Source organism: Arthrobacter sp. HLT1-20, from assembly GCF_054510895.1.
This window is the reverse complement of sequence record NZ_JBTNDR010000011.1, coordinates 91,195-107,222: the sequence shown is the minus strand read 5'-3', so window position 1 is coordinate 107,222 and position 16,028 is coordinate 91,195. Positions and strand designations below refer to the sequence as shown.

Annotated in this window: 21 protein-coding genes; 17 read left to right on the top strand and 4 right to left on the bottom strand. The window is 63.8% G+C overall.

From position 1 onward, the window contains the following. Positions 1 to 84 precede the first annotated feature (84 nt). The gene (locus tag ACX80Q_RS08385; protein WP_459330070.1) at positions 85 to 702 is read right to left on the bottom strand and encodes an isochorismatase family protein; all 618 of its coding nucleotides are present in this window, start codon (positions 700 to 702) and stop codon (positions 85 to 87) included. 12 nt (positions 703 to 714) lie between these two features. Further along, entirely contained in the window at positions 715 to 2,019 is a 1,305-nt protein-coding gene (locus tag ACX80Q_RS08380; RefSeq protein ID WP_459330075.1) for a nicotinate phosphoribosyltransferase, read from the bottom strand. Positions 2,020 to 2,095: 76 nt separating this feature from the next. On the opposite strand from ACX80Q_RS08380, the gene clpS reads away from it, so the two are divergent. The 7 genes from clpS to rdgB all read left to right on the top strand — a co-directional run bounded on the left by clpS (position 2,096) and on the right by rdgB (position 7,065). After that, on the top strand, positions 2,096 to 2,401 hold the full coding sequence (gene clpS, locus ACX80Q_RS08375) for an ATP-dependent Clp protease adapter ClpS (protein WP_459330069.1): 306 nt from the start codon (positions 2,096 to 2,098) through the stop codon (positions 2,399 to 2,401). Continuing rightward, positions 2,394 to 2,960: a DUF2017 domain-containing protein gene (locus ACX80Q_RS08370; RefSeq protein ID WP_459330068.1), complete on the top strand. Its 567-nt coding sequence runs from the start codon at positions 2,394 to 2,396 to the stop codon at positions 2,958 to 2,960. The genes clpS and ACX80Q_RS08370 overlap by 8 nt, the downstream gene beginning before the upstream one ends. 61 nt (positions 2,961 to 3,021) lie before the next feature. Beyond that, on the top strand, positions 3,022 to 4,056 hold the full coding sequence (gene murI / locus ACX80Q_RS08365; RefSeq protein WP_459330067.1) for a glutamate racemase: 1,035 nt from the start codon (positions 3,022 to 3,024) through the stop codon (positions 4,054 to 4,056). Continuing rightward, positions 4,053 to 4,850 (top strand): MBL fold metallo-hydrolase, encoded by a 798-nt coding sequence (locus tag ACX80Q_RS08360; RefSeq protein ID WP_459330066.1) that lies wholly within the window; start codon positions 4,053 to 4,055, stop codon positions 4,848 to 4,850. The genes murI and ACX80Q_RS08360 overlap by 4 nt, the downstream gene beginning before the upstream one ends. Positions 4,851 to 4,987: 137 nt before the next feature. Beyond that, positions 4,988 to 5,515: a hypothetical protein gene (locus ACX80Q_RS08355; RefSeq protein ID WP_459330065.1), complete on the top strand. Its 528-nt coding sequence runs from the start codon at positions 4,988 to 4,990 to the stop codon at positions 5,513 to 5,515. Positions 5,516 to 5,692: 177 nt separating this feature from the next. Then, complete coding sequence (gene rph, locus ACX80Q_RS08350; RefSeq protein WP_459330064.1) at positions 5,693 to 6,439, top strand: ribonuclease PH; 747 nt, start codon at positions 5,693 to 5,695, stop codon at positions 6,437 to 6,439. Further along, positions 6,439 to 7,065, top strand: a complete 627-nt coding sequence (gene rdgB / locus ACX80Q_RS08345; RefSeq protein WP_459330063.1) for an RdgB/HAM1 family non-canonical purine NTP pyrophosphatase — start codon at positions 6,439 to 6,441, stop codon at positions 7,063 to 7,065. Before rph ends, rdgB begins: the two co-directional genes overlap by 1 nt. 121 nt (positions 7,066 to 7,186) lie before the next feature. Here the strand turns inward: rdgB and ACX80Q_RS08340 are convergent, their stop codons facing one another. Next, on the bottom strand, positions 7,187 to 7,921 hold the full coding sequence (locus tag ACX80Q_RS08340) for a VTT domain-containing protein (protein WP_459330062.1): 735 nt from the start codon (positions 7,919 to 7,921) through the stop codon (positions 7,187 to 7,189). A gap of 165 nt (positions 7,922 to 8,086) precedes the next feature. Here ACX80Q_RS08340 and ACX80Q_RS08335 point away from each other — a divergent pair, with 165 nt between their 5' ends. From ACX80Q_RS08335 to ACX80Q_RS08310, 6 genes are all read left to right on the top strand, one after another. Further along, positions 8,087 to 8,488: a GntR family transcriptional regulator gene (locus ACX80Q_RS08335; protein WP_459330061.1), complete on the top strand. Its 402-nt coding sequence runs from the start codon at positions 8,087 to 8,089 to the stop codon at positions 8,486 to 8,488. Next, positions 8,485 to 9,432: an ABC transporter ATP-binding protein gene (locus ACX80Q_RS08330; RefSeq protein ID WP_459330060.1), complete on the top strand. Its 948-nt coding sequence runs from the start codon at positions 8,485 to 8,487 to the stop codon at positions 9,430 to 9,432. Before ACX80Q_RS08335 ends, ACX80Q_RS08330 begins: the two co-directional genes overlap by 4 nt. Continuing rightward, entirely contained in the window at positions 9,429 to 10,118 is a 690-nt protein-coding gene (locus ACX80Q_RS08325; protein ID WP_459330059.1) for a hypothetical protein, read from the top strand. The genes ACX80Q_RS08330 and ACX80Q_RS08325 overlap by 4 nt, the downstream gene beginning before the upstream one ends. A 130-nt stretch (positions 10,119 to 10,248) precedes the next feature. Beyond that, complete coding sequence (locus ACX80Q_RS08320) at positions 10,249 to 11,247, top strand: 3'-5' exonuclease (RefSeq protein WP_459330058.1); 999 nt, start codon at positions 10,249 to 10,251, stop codon at positions 11,245 to 11,247. A 49-nt stretch (positions 11,248 to 11,296) separates the two neighbouring features. Continuing rightward, positions 11,297 to 11,704, top strand: a complete 408-nt coding sequence (locus tag ACX80Q_RS08315; RefSeq protein WP_459330057.1) for an MmcQ/YjbR family DNA-binding protein — start codon at positions 11,297 to 11,299, stop codon at positions 11,702 to 11,704. Between the two features lie 91 nt (positions 11,705 to 11,795). Then, complete coding sequence (locus tag ACX80Q_RS08310) at positions 11,796 to 12,338, top strand: DUF4395 domain-containing protein (protein WP_459330056.1); 543 nt, start codon at positions 11,796 to 11,798, stop codon at positions 12,336 to 12,338. Positions 12,339 to 12,349: 11 nt separating this feature from the next. On the opposite strand, the gene ACX80Q_RS08305 is transcribed toward ACX80Q_RS08310, so the two are convergent. After that, on the bottom strand, positions 12,350 to 13,441 hold the full coding sequence (locus tag ACX80Q_RS08305) for an ADP-ribosylglycohydrolase family protein (RefSeq protein WP_459330055.1): 1,092 nt from the start codon (positions 13,439 to 13,441) through the stop codon (positions 12,350 to 12,352). Between the two features lie 85 nt (positions 13,442 to 13,526). On the opposite strand from ACX80Q_RS08305, the gene ACX80Q_RS08300 reads away from it, so the two are divergent. From ACX80Q_RS08300 to ACX80Q_RS08285, 4 genes are all read left to right on the top strand, one after another. Continuing rightward, positions 13,527 to 13,883: a YidH family protein gene (locus ACX80Q_RS08300; protein WP_459330054.1), complete on the top strand. Its 357-nt coding sequence runs from the start codon at positions 13,527 to 13,529 to the stop codon at positions 13,881 to 13,883. Between the two features lies 1 nt (position 13,884). Next, positions 13,885 to 14,292, top strand: coding sequence for a DUF202 domain-containing protein (locus tag ACX80Q_RS08295; protein WP_459330053.1), 408 nt, complete (start codon positions 13,885 to 13,887; stop codon positions 14,290 to 14,292). A 52-nt stretch (positions 14,293 to 14,344) separates the two neighbouring features. Further along, positions 14,345 to 15,295, top strand: coding sequence for an aquaporin (locus ACX80Q_RS08290; RefSeq protein ID WP_459330052.1), 951 nt, complete (start codon positions 14,345 to 14,347; stop codon positions 15,293 to 15,295). Positions 15,296 to 15,597: 302 nt separating this feature from the next. After that, complete coding sequence (locus tag ACX80Q_RS08285) at positions 15,598 to 15,960, top strand: SdpI family protein (protein WP_459330051.1); 363 nt, start codon at positions 15,598 to 15,600, stop codon at positions 15,958 to 15,960. The last annotated feature ends 68 nt before the right edge of the window (positions 15,961 to 16,028 follow it).

Sequence of the window (16,028 nt, the reverse complement as noted above, 5' to 3'; positions counted from 1 at the left end):
AGAAGAGGGGGGAGAAAAAACCACCCACGCCGCCACACCCCCCCCCCCTTCCCCCCTCCCCCCCACGCCCTCAGTGTGGTGGTCTTATTTGACCTCCACGCCTGCGTCCTCGAGTTCTTCCAGGGCTTCCTCGCTGGCGTCCTCATCCACGCCGGCAACGAAATCGCGCAGCACTGTGGTGTTGTAGCCGGCGTTGACGGCATCCAGGGCCGTGGCACGGACACAGTGGTCCGTGGCCAGACCCACGATGACGACGTCCTCGACGTCGTTCTCGCGCAGCCAGTCATCGAGGCTCAACGGCGTTTCGGCGTCCTCGTCGGCGGACTCGTGCGCTTCGCGTTCGCCCACGGCAACCTCGTCCTCGGGGGCGAGCAGGCCGTCGAAGCCCGAGTAGGCGGCGTCGAACTTGCCCTTGCGGAAATAAGCGTCAATGTCCTCGGTGTCCAGGTTGCGGTGCAGGGCGGCACCCTTGGATCCGGCAACGCAGTGGACCGGCCAGCTGGTGCGGAAATCGGGGGTGTCCGAGAAGTGGCTGCCCGGGTCCACATGCCAGTCCTGGGTGGCAACAATGAAGTCGAAGTCCGGTGCGTCGGCAATCAGCTCGGTGATCTCGCTGGCAAGCTCGGCCCCGCCCGTGACGGCAAGTGAGCCACCTTCGCAAAAATCGTTCTGGACATCAACAATAATCAGGGCCTTGGCCATGAGTAGCTCCTCTTAGTTCTTTGCGGTTGTTGCTTGTTCGTATTCGGTGGGGATGACAGGTTCCCCGCGCTGGAGCCGGCGCGCGGCTCCCGGCAGTTCAGCCATGGAGGCGGTATGGCGGGCTGTTGCCCGCACCACGCCCTCGGCGCCAGTCCAGCCCGGCGCCAGCACGCCGCCGGTCATGAAGGTGGCCAGCAGGGGCCTGTCGTTGCTGTCGGCCGCCGGTTCGTGGCCAATGCCCACAATCTCCGCCGTGGCAATGCCTGCGTTGTTCAGGCGGCGCATGGCGTACTTTTTGCCGCCCACGCTGGCCTTGTTCTTGGCTGCCTTGGCAACGGAGACAAACTCGCCGTCGTTGCCCTCGCGGGAAACCAGTTTGTACACCATGGAGGCTGTGGGGGCGCCGGATCCGGTCACCAAGGAGGTGCCAACACCGTAGGAGTCCACGGGTGCTGCGGCCAGGGCGGCAATCGCGAACTCGTCGAGATCGCTGGTCACGGTGATGCGGGTGCTGGTGTTCCCGAGCGAATCCAGTAGGGCCCGGACGTCGCGTGCCTGGGCGAGAAGATCGCCGGAATCCAGCCGCACGCCGCCCAAGGAGGGGCCCGCTATGGCGACAGCCTTGCGGACGGCGGCCTCGACGTCGTACGTGTCAACCAGCAGCGTGGTGCCGGCGCCCATGGAGCCGATCTGGGCCCGGAAGGCATCCTCCTCGGAATCGTGCAGGAGGGTGAAGGAATGCGCGGCAGTGCCCTGCGTCAGGACGCCGTAGCGCAAACCGCACTCGAGGTTGGAGGTGCTGTGGAACCCGGCAATCACGGCGGCGCGGGAAGCGGCCACAGCGGATTCCTCCTGGGTGCGCCGGGACCCCATCTCAATGCAGGGACGCGCGCCGGCGGCACCGATCATGCGGGAGGCTGCGGAGGCGATGGCGGAGTCGTGGTTGAGCACCGAGAGCACATACGTTTCCAGAATGCAGGCCTCGGCAAACGTGGATTCGATGGTCAAAATGGGCGAATTGGGGAAATACAGTTCGCCCTCTGCATAACCGTAGACGTCGCCGGAGAACTTGAAGTCGGCCAGCCACGCCAGGGTTTCGTCGTTGACAACGTTGTTGTTGGCCAAAAAATTCAGCTCGTCGGGACCAAAGCGGAAGTGCTCCAAACCTTCCAGCAAACGCCCCGTGCCGCCCACTACGCCGTAGCGGCGGCCGTCCGGCAGGCGCCGGGCGAAGGCCTCAAAAACGCTGCGACGGTGGGCGGCGCCGGAGTGCAACGCTGCCTGCAGCATTGTCAGCTCATAGTGATCCGTAAACAATGAAGTGCGGGGGTGGCCCCAGTTTGATGGCGTAGTCACGGAATTTACTTTAGTGCGGCAACACTAGAATGGACACATGAGTGTCAGCACAGCCCCGGAAACAGACCGGGAAGTCTCAACGCGCGAACTCATCTCCCCGGACATTCCGTGGGAATTAATCGTGTGGAACGACCCGGTTAATTTGATGAGCTATGTCAGTTACGTCTTCCAAAGTTATTTTGGCTATTCAGAGGCAAAGGCGGCGAAATTGATGTTGCAGGTCCACACGGAGGGTAAATCCGCCGTGGCCCATGGAACGAAGGAAAAAATGGAAGCACACGCCGTTGCCATGCACGGATTCGGCTTGTGGGCAACGGTTCAGAAGGGTGGCGGACGTGGCTAAGGCCTTTTCCGCCGGGCGCCGCGGCATCACCGGCTACCTGGAACCTGCCGAACGTGACCTGCTGCGCAAGCTTTTTGCCGACATCATCACCATGCTGGAGCCCGAACGTCCCGCCCATGAGGACCCGCTGGCGGCCCTGATTGGCCTTGACATGGAGGTCTCGGTCCCGGACGATCCCGCCCTGCTGCGGCTGCTGCCGGATGCCGTGAAGGACGACGCCGACTCCGCCCTTGAGTTCCGCCAGCTCACCGAACGCTCGCTGCGTGAAACCAAGATCGGCGCCCTGCGCGCGGCCTCCATGGCCTTGGACTCCGAGAAGCTGCTGCTTGATCAGGAAGCGGCCAAACTGTGGGCCATGGCGCTCAATGACATCCGCCTGGTGCTGGCCGAGCGGCTGGACATCCGTGATGAGGAGGACGCCGAACGCGTCCACGAGGTCCAGGACTGGGGTGACGCCGAAGATGTGGACAGCTACCTGAGCCTTGTCTACAACTTTGTCTCCTGGCTCCAGGAAAGCCTTGTCCAAGCCATGCTGGCGAGCCTGCAGCGCACAAAGTAGCTGTGTTTTTAGCCGCAATAGCAACAGCTCGGCCGGCAAACAAACTATTGTTGGAACGATCATGAGCACACATCCAAGAACAGCCCCAACACCAACCGTTGGCACCTCCGGACAGGGCACGGTGTCCGAGCGGGCCATCGGCATTTTTGATTCCGGGGTGGGCGGGCTGACAGTGGCCCGCGCTGTGATTGACCAACTGCCCAACGAATCCATCATGTACGTTGGCGACACAGCGAACGGCCCCTACGGTCCGCTGCCCATTGCCGAGGTCCGCGCGAACGCCCTGGGCGTCATGGATGAGCTGGTGGATTCCGGGGTGAAGCTGCTGGTCATTGCCTGCAACTCGGCCTCTGCTGCCGTGCTGCGGGATGCCCGGGAACGCTACACGGCCCGCTACGGAATCCCCGTCATCGAGGTGATTCAGCCGGCCGTGCGGCGCGCCGTGGCAGCAACCCGCAGCGGCAAGGTGGGCGTCATTGGCACCGTGGCCACCGTTGGTTCACGCGCCTATGAGGACACCTTTGCGGCAGCCCCTGATTTGAGCATCACCTCCGTGGCCTGCCCGGACTTTGTGCGGTTTGTGGAATCGGGCATCACGGCAGGCGCCGAGCTGCTCACCACCGCCGAGGAATACCTGGCCCCGCTCAAGGCCGCCCAAGTGGACACCCTGGTCCTGGGCTGCACGCACTACCCGCTACTCACGGGCGTCATCTCCTACGTCATGGGGGATTCGGTCACTTTGGTCTCCAGCGCCGAGGAAACCGCCAAGGACGTGTACAAGGCACTCGTCAGCCACGACCTTGAGCGTGTTTCCGCGCAGCCGCCCACCCACAACTTCCTCGCCACGGGCGACGCCGGCAGCTTCGGTGTGCTGGCCAGGCGCTTCCTGGGCCCGGAAGTCCGTGGCGTGGAACAGGTCAGCCACGTGGCTGCCCACTACCCCACAGGTTCGCTGGCCCGCATCACCCCGGACATGCTCGCCGCGGCCCGCAGGAATGCCGTCGGGCCGGCGGTCACACAGGTCTCCAATTTTGTTTTGGCGGATTCGATGGGCAGACTTGCTAGTCCGGGAACAGTTGCGGGGGAGCACACATGAAGTTAACGATCGTTGGATGTAGCGGGTCTTTTCCCGGCCCGGCCTCGCCCGCGTCCTGCTACCTGCTGACGGCACACGACGGCGTGCGGCCCTGGCGGGTGCTGATCGACCTGGGCAGCGGTGCCCTGGGCGCCGCGCAGAAGTACATGGACTTGGAAGATATCGACGCCATTTTCCTGAGCCACCTGCACCCCGACCACTGCATGGACTTGTGCGGCCTGCACGTGGCCGTCCGTTGGAGCCCCGATGGCTGGAACCGTGACAGGATCGCCGTCTGGGGCCCGGCCGAAACAGCAGACAGGTTGGCTACCGCCTACGGGCTTGACCTTGATCCGGGCATGCACGAGGAATTTGATTTCCAGAATTGGCAAGAACGCGAACCCGTCATGGTGGGCCCGTTCAAGGTGACCCCGTTTGCCGTGAACCACCCCGTCCCGGAAGCCTATGCGCTGCGCGTTGAAGTCACCGAGTTCGACGGCACCGGCCTTGACCGCACCTCCGTGCTGACGTATTCCGGGGACACCGACAGCTGCCAGGGTCTGGAAGACGCAGCCCAGGACGCGAATTTTTTCCTGTGCGAGGCCGCCTTCCAGGAGGGCCGCGACGACGCCATCAAGGACGTCCACCTCACCGGCAAGCGCGCCGGCGAGGCGGCAGCCCGCGCCAATGTGAAGCGCCTGCTGCTGACCCACATTCCGGTCTGGACCGACACCAACACTGTGGTGGCCGAAGCCAAGGAAGTGTATACCGGAGATGTTGCCGCCGCCGTGGCGGGCGTCCACTACACCATCTAGTCTCCTGCGCGGTCGGGCTGCCTGCCGGCGAATATCGTCCCAAAGGAGCATCCTCTTTGGCTGGACCGGCAGCTAGGCTCGACTCACGACCTGGCGGCCGTGCGCCGTCGACCATGAGATGACTAAGGATGCCAGCCATGACCGAAATGCCGCGGTACAACCCCGCACCCGATTCCTTTACGCCGGCGCCGGCGCCCACGGCCCCGCCCATCATGAACACCATCTTCTTCATGCTGCTGGGAGCTGCGGCACTGCACGTTGTGGCCACCATTTTTGGTGTTATTAAGGTGTTTTCCAGCTCATTCCGCACACAGGTGGAGCAGCAGCTCCGGAGCCAGAACATTCCTGGCCTGACGCCGGAGATGATCGACACAACCATCATGTTTGCGCTGACCACCTCCATTGTCATAGGCGTGGCGGCCGTGGTTGCCTACGTGGTGATTGGCCTGTTCCTCAAGCAGGGCAGGGGTTGGGCCCGCATGGTGGGTGGCGTTTTGGCCATCGTGTCCTTGACACAGCTCAATGGCCTGTCCTTGCCCAGCGGAATCGCCACGATCTTGCAGGTCCTGCTCGGCATGGCCGCCATGGTGCTGTGCTTTACGGGTCCTGCCGGCGCCTTCTTCACGGCGAAGAGAAACTACAAGCTGGCGAACAAGACCCGCTAGCGCCGTCGCGCCCTCCCCAAGCTCGCTGCTCCCCAGCCGCTCCCACCGCTCGCAAGCTCGCGGCGGGTCCCTCGCGGCCGTGGGCCCCCGCCCGTGGCCCCTCGGCCGCTAGCGCCGTCGCGCCCTCCCCAAGCTCGCTGCGCTCGCTCGTGGCCCCTCGGCCGCTAGGCTTAGTCCATGACTTCCACTGAAACTGTTTCCTTGCGCTCTGACGGGCGCGCCAACGACCAACTCCGCGACATCACCATTACCCGCGGCTGGTCCAAGCAGGCCGAAGGTTCGGCCCTGATTGAATTCGGCAACACCCGCGTGCTCTGCACCGCATCCCTGACCCCCGGCGTGCCGCGCTGGCTTAAGGGCGAAGGCACCGGCTGGGTCACCGCCGAATACGCCATGCTGCCCCGCGCCACCAACACCCGCAACTCCCGCGAATCCGTCAAGGGCAAGATTGGCGGCCGCACACACGAGATCTCACGCCTCATTGGCCGGTCGCTGCGCTCCATTATCGACCTCAAGGCCCTGGGTGAGAACACCATTGTGCTGGACTGCGACGTCCTGCAGGCCGACGGCGGCACCCGCACGGCAGCGATCACAGGCGCCTACGTGGCCCTGGCCGACGCGATTGCCTACGCCAAGGAAAACAAGCTGATCGCCAAGAACGCCCAGCCCCTCGTTGACACGGTTTCCGCCATCTCCGTGGGCATCATCGACGGCGTCCCCATGCTGGATCTGCCGTACGTTGAGGACGTGCGCGCCGAGACGGACATGAATGTTGTGGTGACCGGATCCGGCAAGTTCGTCGAGGTCCAGGGTACGGCCGAAGGCGCCCCGTTTGACCGTGACGAGCTCAACCAGCTCCTGGACCTGGCCCTCATCGGCACCACCGAGCTGACCCGCATCCAGCGCGAAACCCTCGGCATCTGATGAGCACACCCAAACTGGTCCTGGCCACCCACAACCAGGGCAAGCTGCGCGAGCTGCGTGAACTGTTGCGCGGCCAGGTGCCGGGTTTGGATGTTGACACGGACGTGCTCGACGCCGGAGCCATCCAAGCCCCCGACGTTGCCGAAACAGGTGTCACCTTTGCCGAAAACGCGTTGTTGAAGGCACATGCCGTGGCACAGTTCAGCGGCGCTCTTGCCATTGCCGACGACTCCGGCTTGGCCGTTGACGTTCTGGGCGGCGCCCCCGGGATCTTTTCCGCCCGTTGGGCCGGGAGCCACGGCGATGATACCGCCAACCTGAACCTGCTGCTGGCTCAGCTCTCCGACATCGCCCCCGGGCACCGCGGTGCACGCTTTGTGTGCGCGGCAGCCTTGGCGAGCCCCGACGGCTCGGTGGATGTGGTGGAAGAAGGAACCCTTGAGGGAACCTTGCTGAGCGTACCGCGGGGCGCGGGCGGGTTCGGCTATGACCCCATCCTGCAGCCCCTGGGTACGGACAAATCCTGTGCCGAGCTGAGCAGTGCTGAAAAGAACGCCATCAGCCACCGCGGGAACGCGTTCCGCGCGTTGCTGCCGCACATCATCAAGGCCCTCTCCCAACTATGACGCAGTTGGTGCTAAATTCGCGGCGATTTTCAGCACCTACTGCGTCATAGTTGGGCGGGCGGAACGAAAAGGCGGCCCGCAGCAATTGCTGCGGGCCGCCGTCGTGCGTTAAGGAAAGAAATTACGGCGCGGTCTCGGCTTGCTGGGCGACCTTCTTCTTGCGACGGTGGCTCAGGGCCTTGAGGAACTCGATGCCGATGGGGATGACAGAGACGGCAACAATGGCGATGAAGATGATGTCCAGGTTGTCGCGCACCCACGGCACCTTATTGCCCAGGAAGTAACCCAAGTAGGTGACTCCGCCTGCCCAGAGCACGGCGCCAATGGCGTTGAAGAGTAGGAATTTGCGCATGTCCATCTTGGCCACGCCCACTATGACGGGCACAAAGGTGCGCACAATCGGGACGAAGCGGGCCAAAATCAGGGCCTTGCCTCCGTGCTTTTCAAAAAAGGCGTGTGCGCTGTCCACATGTTGCTTCTTGAAAAGCTTGGAGTCGGGCTTGTTGAAGATGGCAGGGCCGGCCTTGTAGCCGATGTAGTAGCCCAGCTGGTTGCCCACGAAACCGGAGACGATCAACATCCCCATCAACACATAGATGTTCACGGGCATGGCGCCGGTGCTCACCAGCAGGCCGGCTGTGAACAGCAGTGAATCGCCCGGCAGGAAGAAGCCCACCAGGAGTCCGGTCTCGGCGAAGATGATGGCGCAGGCAATGATCACTACCCAGAAGCCAAGAGCTGAGTTGTCCAGGATCTTCATGGGGTCCAGCCAGTCGGGCAGGATGCCGAGGGCGGGAATTGATCCGTGTCCCACAAGCGCGGGCAGGGCAGAGTCAATGAGTGCGGTTAGTATCACCGTTCCAGATTACGGCACTTAGCTGAACGCTTCCTCCACCCGGAGGGGGATATTTCGGGCACCCTCTTGACTATGACGTCGTAGCGTCTATGGTTAGTTACATGAGTAATGAACCAATGGAGCTGAGGAGCGGTTTCACCGGCCACGGTTTGGCGGTGGGGGCCAATGATTGACGACAGCAAGCCGATCTTTTTGCAAATTGCGGAAATGATCGAGAACGACATTGTTGACGGCGTCCTAGCCGAAGAAACCCAGGCACCTTCCACCAATGAGTTCGCAGCCTTCCACAGAATCAACCCGGCCACAGCGGCCAAGGGTGTCAACCGCCTTGTTGACGACGGCATCCTCTACAAGAAACGGGGAATTGGCATGTTTGTTGCCACCGGAGCCCGTGCCGTGCTGATGAGCCGGCGCCGGGACGACTTTTACGAACAGTTTGTCCGCCCGCTGGCCTGTGAGGCCCGCAAGTTGGGGATCGACGGCGCAGCGCTGGCGGAAATGCTGGCCCGGGAACCGGGTGCAGGAGCAGAAATAACCAGAGCCGATGCGAAAGAAGGCGCGTTATGAGCACACCCATCGTCCAGGTGTCGGACCTGAACCGGCGGTACCGGGACGTCCAGGCACTGGATGGAGTCAGCCTCAATCTGGAGCGGGACAAGATCTACGGATTGCTGGGCCGCAATGGCGCCGGCAAAACCACCCTCATGTCCATTCTGACGGCGCAAGGCTTTGCCAGCAGCGGATCCGTGAGTGTGTTCGGGGAGCGCCCCTATGAGAATGAAAAGGTGCTCAGCCGGATCTGCTTCATCCGCGAATCGCAAAAGTACCCGGACGACTTCAAGCCCGTGCACGCCTTCAAGGCGGCGGCCCTGTTCTACAAGGATTGGGACAACGCGCTGGCCCTGCAATTGGCCAAGGAATTCCAGCTGCCCATGAAACGCCGCATCAAGAAGCTCTCGCGCGGCCAACTGTCGGCCGTGGGGGTCATCATTGGCTTAGCCTCGCGGGCTGAATTGACGTTCTTCGACGAACCCTATTTGGGTTTGGACGCGGTGGCCCGGCAGCTCTTCTACGACAGGCTGCTGGCTGACTATACGGAGTTCCCGCGGACCATTGTCCTGTCCTCGCACCTGATCGACGAGGTGGCGAATCTGCTGGAGCACGTCATCATCATTGACAAGGGCCGCATCATTGTCGATGACGACGCCGAGAACATCCGTGGTTCAGCCGTCAACGTTGCCGGCGCCACCTCACGCGTTGAGGCCTTCGCCGCCGGCCGCACCATCCTGCACAGGGAGAGCATCGGTGCGTTGCTCTCGCTCACCCTCGAGGGTGCACTGAGCGCTGCCGAGCGCCGCGAAGCCCAGGAACTTGGCCTGGAATTGGGGCCGGTTTCGTTGCAACAGTTTGTCATCAGAAAGGCGCTCGACGCCGAAACGGCCCTCGACGGCCCGGCGCCGGACCCCATCGAGAAGAGCCGCAAGAATACCCGAACAGGAGCATCACGATGAACCGCGCACTGGGAGTTGCCAAGATGCAGCTCATCAACAAATGGACATTCCTGGGTATTCCGGCGGTGATCATCGCAGGATCGTTCCTGCTCAGCATGGCTGTTTGGGCCCTGATCCCGGACTCGGTGGGCGTGAAATACTCCGGCGCCGGCCAAGCCGTCATGTGGTACTTCCTGGGTTTGGGCGTCCAGGCCTTGACGCTGAGCTTCCCTTTCTCCCAAGGGCTGAGCGTGAGCCGACGCAACTTCTTCCTGGGCACAGTGGGCTTGTTCGCTGTCATTGCCGTAAGCGTCGCCGCGCTCTATGTGGTGCTGGGCGTCATTGAAAACGCCACCAACGGCTGGGGTTTGCAGGGCCGCATGTTCGCCATCGCCTGGGTCGCGGACCAGCCGTGGTTCATCCAGTGGTTCTTTTACTTCATCATGATGCTGTTCCTGTTCCTGGTGGGCTTCTGGTTTGCCACCATCTACAAGCGCTGGCAGGCCACGGGCACGCTGGTTGCATCCCTCACACTGTCGGTGCTGCTGGTCGGTGCCATCGCGCTCATCACAGTGCAGGATTGGTGGCCGGCCGTTGGCGCCTGGGCCAGCACCCTGACCCCGGCCAGCATCGGGGTGCTGGGCCTGGCCCTGGCCCTCATGCTGGGGGTTGGCGCTTACCTGACCCTGCGCCGGGCCACACCCTAGCAAATCCCCAAGGTGGGTTCGACGCCGGAATGCAGGTTCCGGCGTCGAACCTTGCCTTTGCGCTGGGGTGCGGGTGTGATGCGCGGCTCTGGATGTGAAGAGTGTCTGCGGCGAGGGGTAGCCTTGGAGCGTGCCACTGGACTTTACTGCGATCGATTTTGAAACTGCCAACGGATTTAGGGGATCGCCCTGCTCCGTGGGTCTGACAAAGGTCCGTGGCGGGGTGATTGTTGACGAGGGCTACTGGCTCATGCGCCCGCCCGCCGGGCATGACCACTTTGACTCCCGCAACATCACCATCCACGGAATCAGCCCGGACAGCGTTGCCACCGCACCGCGCTTCCGCGAGGTTTTCCCCGAAGTGCTGGACTTTATTGGCCCGGATGCGCTGGTGGCGCACAACGCCGCCTTCGACATTGGGGTGATCCGCTCCGCATCGGAAGTTTCCGGCATGGCCTCCAAAGCGTTTGACTACGCGTGCACGGTGGTGCTGTCCCGAAAAAACTACTCCCTCCCGTCCTACTCCCTGCCGTTCGTGGCCGAGGAGGCGGGGGTCCCGCTGCTCAACCACCACGATGCCACCGAGGATGCGCGGGCCTGCGCCGGCATCATGGTGGACATCGCCGCCAAGCACGGCGCCAACAGCGTCCACGACGTTTTTGCCTCGATGAAGCTGGCCATGCCCCATGTTGACGCCTACGATCCCGCTCGGGATGAGATGTCCAAGGCCACCCGATCGGCCCTGGACAAGATGGCCGAGATGAAGGCCGGGATTGCCAGTGGATCCGCGCGCGGCAGCCGCGGCAGCTGGTCCACGGAAGGCCCCAACCCGGTGCCGAACCCGCACGCCGATGAAACACATCCATTGTTTGGGCAGACGCTGGTCTTCACGGGCGATCTTGGCCTGGGCCGCCCCGAAGCCAAAACCAGGGCCGCGGCGTACGGTGCCCAATGCGCCAGCAGCGTGACACTCAAGACCACGGTGCTGGTGGTGGGCAGCGGCTTTACGGCCACGGATCTGCGCAACGGGCGGCTCACCTCCAAGGCCCAGCGGGTGCTGGAGTTGCAGCGCCGCGGCCAGGGCATTGAGGTATTGTCCGAGGGCGAATTCATGCAGATGATCGGCTAAGAAGCCGCGCCCTCTGGTGCCGTCGGACCCGCGCGCCTAGGATGCTGCCATGGCCCATCCGCGAATGTACAGCGACGACGATCCGCAGCTGTTGCGGCTGCGGGGCCTGTGCCTGGCCTTTCCGGAGGCCACGGAAAAGGAGAGCTTTGGCCGGCCCACCTTTCGCTGCGGCAGGATCTTTGCCTACTACGGCCAAGGCCAAAGCGGCCACCCGAGGCCGGCGTCCGTCCAGGTGCTCCCGGAAGCGGATGAGCGCGAGGCTTTGCTGGCGGATGCACGCTTCTATGTCCCCTCCTACATTGGCCCGTACGGCTGGGTGGGGCTGGACCTGACGCTGGCCGTGCCGGATTGGCAGGAGATCGCCGAACTGCTGGACAGCTCCTACCGCCGGATAGCCCCGGCGGCGTGTCTGGCACTTTTGGCGCGCGACGGCTCGCCCGCGGACCGGTTCCCCTAGACACCGGTTCCCCTAGACGCATCGTGCGGGCGGCTGTCACATGGGGCAACAATGCTGTCCAACCGGCACGGCCGAGCCCTACTGTTGGGACATGACCCAGCTAGCGAAGTTCCACGCCGCCGCCGACTCGGTGCAGCCTCCCCGGCCCAGCGCCCTGAAACGGTTCTTCGCCTTCCCCAACCCCGTCAACGAATACGCTGCGCGCTGCACGGCCGGGATCATTGTGGTGCTGGCCCTCGTGGCGGTCATCGGATCGTTCGAATGGTTGGTAGGCGTCATCGCGGCAGGCTTTGTGCTGCGCGTGGCCTTCGGGCCGCGCATCTCGCCGGCCGCCCTGCTGTCGGTGAAGGTCCTGGCCCCGCGCCTGGGCGCACCCAAGCTGGTGCCCGGACCACCCAAACGCTTCGCCCAAGGCATGGGAGCCGCCATGTCCATCGCGGCTTTTGTGCTGCTGATGGCAGGTGTGGCACCCCTGGGCTGGCTCCTGATGGTGGTGCTGCTGATAGCCGCCTCGCTGGAGGCGTTCATTGGCCTGTGCCTGGGCTGCATCATCTTTGGTGTGCTGCAGCGCCGCGGACTCATACCCGCCAGCGTCTGCGCCGAATGCGCCAACTTCACCCTGCGCACGAACTGATTGCTGCCCGGCTACTCCCCGGTGGTGAGCTTGATGAAGTCGGCTCCCAGGTGACGGATCAATGCCGGCGCCTCGCACAGCGTCAACCACGACGGCGGCAGGGCGGCTTCCCCGTACAACGCGCCAAGGATGTTCCCGGCCATGGATCCGGTGGAATCGCTGTCACCGCTGTGGTTCACGGCTAGACGCTGGGCAGCCAGAAAGTGCTCCACGGGGGAGGACGTGGATGCGGCAGTGGCCAGCACGGAGTAGAGGGCAACAGCCAGTGCCTCCTCCGCCACCCAACCCAAGCCCAGGGCAGCGGTGAGGGAATCGCCCCACAGGGGTTCGCCGTCGTGCATGGAAAGGGTGAGCGCCGCATCGAGGCGGGCCAGGAGATCGGCGTCGGCGGAAGATTCGGCGGCGGCACGGTCCCGGGCCGACTCGGCCGCGGCCCGCAGCGGCAGGGCGCCAATCACCAACGCGTGGATGAGCCAGCTGAACGCAGCCGAGCTCTGGCGTGCGGCCGGGTGACCGTGGGTCAGGGATGCGGCGTCGGAACTCATCTTGTAAACGGTTTCGGCTTCAATGTTGGGCAACAAGCCGTAGGGGGCAGAGCGCATCACGGTCCCGCAACCCTTGGAATCGAGGTTCACGGGCCGGAAGGCCGTGCCCATCTCGCCTGTGGCCAGGCCGCTCAGGCAGGCGTTTCCCGGGTGGCGCTGGTGGTGCAGCACGCTCTGGGCGTCAATCCAGCGCGGCGCCTGCTGGGGGGCGTGCTCCGCACCTTCCACGCCCTGGGTCTTGAACCAGCGCAGGTACGCCAACCACTGGCAGGCGTTGATGTCGGCGCCCACTCCGTTGTTGGCCCACTCCAGCACATCCAGCAAACCGTCCAGGGTGTAGAGGGTCATTTGGGTGTCGTCGGAAAAATGTACCGGACCCTTGGCCTGGGACAGGTCAACCAGGCCCGCCGGGCCGTACCTGGCCGTGATATCTGCCAATGAATCAAACTCCACCAGGTAGCCGAAGGCGTCGCCCAGCGCACCTCCCATGAGTGTTCCTTGGACGCGGCTGGCAAAGCTGGCCATGGGCTCACCGGGGGACTGCGCTGCAATAGTCATGCCACTAATTTACCGTCCCTCGGCGGGACATCCACGCCCAGTAGACTCGTAGCTGAACAACCACCCTACACGATTGAGGAGACCCATGCGCGAGCCTGCGTGGCGACGGACCGGGAAGATGCCTGACTACAGGTTTTCCCTGGCCAACGAGCGGACGTTTTTGGCCTGGGTGCGCACAGCACTGGCACTACTGGCCGGGGCCGTGGCCATTGACCAACTGGCCCCCGAGATAGCGCCGCCGCTGGTCCGCATCATCCTGTGCATGGTGCTGGCGTTGATTGGCGCCGTGCTCGCAGTGGTCAGCTACCGGCGCTGGGCCAACCAGGAACAGGCCATGCGCAATGATGCGGAACTGCCACATTCCTGGCTCATGCTGGGCATGACGGTTGTTGTCTCCACCGCCGCCATCGTCTTTGCCGTGCTGATTCTGGTCCGGCCTTAATTTGGGTGCCTCTGTGGGGCCGGCCAGGGACCCCGGGCTGCAGCCCGAGCGGACGGCACTGGCCTGGCGGCGCACCGTCATGAGCGCAGTGATCGCCAGTCTCCTGATCTGGCGCGGCTGGCTCCATGCGCTAGGGGGAACCCCAACCGCTGCCGAGAGCGCCTCGCTGATGGGCCAGAGCCACTCGGCCCATACGGTGGGGCTGGGCATCTGCGCCATGGTTGCCAGTCTGACAACCATCATTTTGGTGCTGTGTTCGGTGGTCCGGCTCCGCCGGCTCCGTGCCGGCGCCGAGGTGCTGGAGAGTGGCGCCCACGTGGCCGTGCCGGCTCTTATGGTACGTACAGCATCGGCCGCTATAGTTGCTCTGGCCGTTGCCACCATGTGTGCGGTGGCCTTGGGGCTTTAGTCCCCGCCGCAGCCTGCGACTCTTATGTTTCCAACCGAAGGATTTCCACACCATGACTACATCCGGAACGGCCACGGCGCATGCCTACCCGCTCAGCACCCGCATTGCCATTGAGGGGCTGGGCAGCTTCTTCATTGTCTTTGCGGGTCTGGCTACGGCGCTGTTCAGCGCAACAGGGTCCGGTTCCACTGTGGGCTTCGCCTACGGACTGGCCATGGTGGCAGTTGTCATTTCCTTCGGCCATATTTCCAACGGTTACTTCAACCCGGCGTTCTCGCTGGGCATGGCCGTTGCCGGCCGCCTGAAGTACTCGGCCATGGCGCTGTACGTGGTGGCCCAGACGGTTGGCGCCGTGCTGGCATCAGCCGTGCTGCTGGCCCTGGTCAAGGTCATGCCGGGCAGCCCCGAAACGCCCCAGCTCTTCGCCGCCCTCTCCAACGGTTTTGACTCGCACTCCCCGTCCGCTGTGCCCATGGTTGGCGTGTTGATCGTGGAAGTTGTTGCCGTGGCAGTGCTGACGGCGCTGATCCTGGGCATCACCTCCGCCCGCAACACCACCTCGCTTGGCCCCATCGGCATCGGCCTGGGCTTCGCCGTGGCCATTGGCATCACCATGCCGGTGAGTAACGGTTCCCTGAACCCGGCCCGCGCCACCTCTGTGGTTTTCCTGGCAGAATCCTGGGCCGCGGGACAGCTGTGGTTGTTCTGGCTGGCACCGCTCTTCGGCGCAGCCCTGGCAGCAGCCATTTTCCGCTCCTTCGCCCCCGCCGCCTCGCTGCTTGAGCAGGACCTGGCCGACGACGCCGCCGCCGCCCCCGCCGCGGACGATTCCGCCGCCGACAATTCCGCCGCGGACGATTCGTCCGAGGCTTTGGTAGCGAACGACGAGCTGCCCAAGCTGCCCCAGCCTGTGTCGGCTTCCGGCGACAACGCAGGCACCACCACGTCGGCCGGCACGCAGATTGACGACGCCCAGGCGTTCTTCGACAGCCCCAAAAAGTAACACAAACCCCTCTTTCAAGTAGTACGTCAATCGGGTGAGTTGGGCAGCGTGGGTGGGGGTGACCTCGTATCTTGGCTGTCTTAGCGTGTTGAGGGCGTGCTGTGGAATGACTGGCGTCTGCTGGGTGCTCTTTGATAGGTTATGCGCCAGACGGGGAGTTGGCGTGGCGCATGCCCTGAGGCCACTGTGTTGCAGCAGCGCCGCCCAGCAACTGACCCGCAGAAAACGCCGAAAATACACGGTTTTACCGTGATTTTCGGCGTTTTCTGCGGGTCAGTTGGCATTGGAGATAGGGTTGGTGGATGCTGATCTTCTCCCTCCTGCTCCTTGCCGCCTGTTCACTGGGCATTGCCGCGGCCAACCACGCCTGTGCCGCAGGGAAGATCAAGAAGAATCCTCTGCTTGGCATTCGCACAGCCAAGACAATGGTCAGCGAGGACACCTGGCAGGCCGGACACGCCGCCGCCGTGCAGCCGCTCTGGGTCAGCGGGATTGCCGCGGCAGCCATCTCCCTGGCCGGACTGCTGTTCCTGGACGATCCCAACACCCAGCTCATCATGGTTTTCCTGGCCTGCGCCCTGCTGGTCACGGCCGTCATCTACGGCGCCAAACTGGCCAACGTTGCCGCCGTGGAAGCCTTGACGGTGGAAAAAGTACGCCGCTAGGGGCCCGGCACGGCCCACCCACGGGCCTTGGCGGTGACAGAAATGTCAGTGCCCTCCTATAGCGTGGA